Source organism: Kitasatospora putterlickiae, assembly GCF_039527695.1.
Taxonomy (GTDB): Bacteria; Actinomycetota; Actinomycetes; order Streptomycetales; family Streptomycetaceae; genus Kitasatospora; species Kitasatospora putterlickiae.
In genome coordinates this window covers 3698-5304 of record NZ_BAAAKJ010000416.1, presented here as the reverse complement: position 1 = coordinate 5304, position 1607 = coordinate 3698, and the positions used below count along the sequence as shown (strand labels likewise).

3 protein-coding genes are annotated in these 1607 nt (G+C 73.2%); 2 read left to right on the top strand and 1 reads right to left on the bottom strand.

From position 1 onward, the window contains the following. The coding region (locus tag ABD308_RS34930; RefSeq protein WP_344343956.1) for an AfsR/SARP family transcriptional regulator at positions 1-543 on the bottom strand (543 nt) is incomplete at its 3' end. 12 nt (positions 544-555) lie between these two features. On the opposite strand from ABD308_RS34930, the gene ABD308_RS34925 reads away from it, so the two are divergent. Both ABD308_RS34925 and ABD308_RS34920 read left to right on the top strand, forming a co-directional pair. Beyond that, positions 556-966, top strand: coding sequence for a hypothetical protein (locus ABD308_RS34925; protein ID WP_344343955.1), 411 nt, complete (start codon positions 556-558; stop codon positions 964-966). 248 nt (positions 967-1214) lie between these two features. After that, a partial coding sequence (locus ABD308_RS34920; RefSeq protein WP_344343954.1) for an ATP-binding protein occupies positions 1215-1607 on the top strand: 393 nt, incomplete at its 3' end.

Sequence of the window (1607 nt, the reverse complement as noted above, 5' to 3'; positions counted from 1 at the left end):
CGACGGCGCGGCGGGTGCGAGCGGGGGACGCGGCGGCTGCGGGGCGGCGGACGCGGGCCGGGGTCCGGCCGGGGAGGGGAAGTCCGCCGCGCCGCCCGGGGCGGTGGCGAGCCGCAGTGCCAGGGCCGGGTCGTGGCTGAGGATCGCGCGCTGGAGACGTCGCAGGTCGCGGCCGGGCTCCAGGCCGAAGCGGTCGGCGAGCAGGTCCCGGGTGCGCCGGTAGCGGTCCAGCGCCTCGGACTGGCGCCCGCAGTTGTAGAGGACGACCATCAGCTGGGCGACCAGGCGCTCCCTGGTCGGCTCGGCCTCCAGCAGGGACTCCAGTTCGCCGATCAGCTCGCGGTCCCGCCCCATCGCCAACTCGGCCTGGATGCAGTCCTCGTGGACGGCCAGACGGGTGCCCTGGAGGGCGGCCAGCTCCGGCCAGGTGAGCCCGGCGTCGCTCACGTCGGCGAGCACCGGGCCGCGCCACAGGCCCAGGGCGCGGCGAAGCAGTTCCGAGGCCTGCGTCCAGTCGCCGGCCGCCAGTCGGGCCCGGCCCAATGTGACAAGCTCATGAAATTCCGTCAGATCGAGCTGCTCCGGCTCGATTCTGAGCACGTATCCGGGCACAGTGGTATTCAGTACGGCCTTCGCGTCCGCCGGCTCCCCGACCGCCTGGAATGCGCGGCGCAGCCCGGCCACCGAGTTCTGCACCATTTTCCGGGCCGTGGACGGACGATCATCGCCCCAGAGTGCGGCGACTATCTCGTTGATACCCACCACGCTATTCGCGCGGAGCAGGAGAACACCGAGCAGGGCCCTCTGTTGCAGGCCGCGAATGGGCACGTCAGCGCCGTCGGAGAGCACCTCAAGCGGCCCCAGAACATTGAATCGCACCCCTGCCCCCTCGATTCCCGGCAATTCCGGACGACGCCATTCCGAATGTTCCCGATGGTACATCAGGTCAACCGGGCCTTCCATTGACTGCATGTCAATTCTGATCCGTGATACCACCGGCGGCCCCCCTTCGGTAATCGCCGCCGGCAATTCGCCGCCCCCGCCCGGCGGAACCGGCGGCAATGGCCCGCCCGTGGGCGGTCAGTTCCCGGGCGATGGGCGGGGTGTCCCCATGATGGGTTCGACCGGGAGCGGGCGGCCGTCGCCACCGCCCCGGAGGAGCCGCCGGGGACCGGCGGCCGGACGCCTACAAGAGATGAGGTCGGGGGTACCCGGTGCCTTACCTGCTGGAACGTGATGCGCACATCGACAGACTCGACCACCTGCTCGCCGATTGTCTCGGCCGCGCGGGACGGGTGGCGCTGGTCGACGGACCCCTCGGCAGCGGCAAGAGCGAGCTGCTGCGGGTGTTCGCCGCCCGGGCCGCCGAGCGCGGAGTCCTGGTCGTGGGCGCGGGCTGTTCCGCCCAGGAGCGGGACCTGCCCTTCGGCGTCGCCGACCGGATCGCCCGCTCCCCCGGCTGGCCCGCCGGGCACGCCGAGCGGCTGGCCGCGCTGGCCGACCCGGCCGTCCTCGCCGACCCGGCAGAGAGCGCCGACGGCCCCGCCCTCAACGGCACCGCCCTCAACGGCACCGGCGCGGTCGGCGACCCGGCCGGCCGGCCGCCG

What these genes read in the sequence shown, in the direction of transcription:
- ABD308_RS34925 (WP_344343955.1), top strand. Translation starts at nt 556, where the DNA reads ATGAAATTCCGTCAGATCGAGCTGCTCCGGCTCGATTCTGAGCACGTA.